The sequence below is a fragment of the Pseudomonas poae genome, from assembly GCF_001439785.1.
In the GTDB taxonomy this organism is placed as follows: domain Bacteria; phylum Pseudomonadota; class Gammaproteobacteria; order Pseudomonadales; family Pseudomonadaceae; genus Aquipseudomonas; species Aquipseudomonas poae.
Genome location: NZ_JYLI01000054.1, coordinates 1 through 847 on the forward strand (window position 1 = coordinate 1; position 847 = coordinate 847).

Consider the following 847-nt stretch of genomic DNA (forward strand, 5'->3'; position numbering starts at 1 on the left):
CCCCTTACGATAAGGGATAGGCAAACGGTTATGTTTATGACTAATAGCAACGACAAGAGTGGGGAGCTTTTGGGCCAGGAGCGGCGGCGCCGCTGGAGCCCGGAGCAAAAACTGGCCATGGTTCGCGAGAGTCTTGAGCCAGGGCAAAGCGTTTCGGTGGTCGCTCGACGCAACGGCATCAATGCCAACCAGCTGTTCCTATGGCGCAAGTTATATCAGGACGGCAGTCTGTCGGCGGTCAGTGCCGGTGAAGCCGTTGTGCCCGCCTCGGAGTTGAGCGATGCGCTCAAGCAGATCCGTGAACTGCAACGGATGCTGGGCAAGAAAACGATGGAAGCAGAAATCCTCAAAGAGGCCGTGGAGATCGCCCGGTCGCGAAAATGGATTGCGCACTCACCCTTGTTGCCGGGGGACGACCAGTGAAGCTGGTCAGCGAATGTCTCGGTGTGGCGCGCTCGCAATTAACGGTTCGAATCAAGCAATCGGTATCGCTCAAAGTACGGCGCCGCAGGCCTGTGGACGATGCTGATCTGGTGGTTGAAATCCAGCAACAGATCAGCGAACTGCCCAGCTATGGCTACCGTCGTGTTTGGGGATTGCTGCGTCGTGCCCGTGAAACCCAGTCGCTGCCGGCGATCAATGTGAAACGGGTTTACCGGGTCATGCGCGATCACGACCTGCTGTTGGCGCGGCGCATCAAACAGCCCGGCGTGCCGCGTCGGCACGAGGGTCGTATTGCGGTGCAAACCAGTGATACGCGTTGGTGCTCGGACGGCTTTGAGTTCCGCTGTGAGGACGGCGCCAAACTGAGCGTGACCTTCGCCCTGGATTGCTGTGACCGCGAAGC

General features: G+C 59.0%; 1 pseudogene. It reads left to right on the forward strand.

Annotated elements, in window-relative coordinates:
* Window positions 1–36: 36 nt before the first annotated feature.
* Window positions 37–847, forward strand: a pseudogene (locus tag TU75_RS28285) (transposase); the annotation flags it as partial.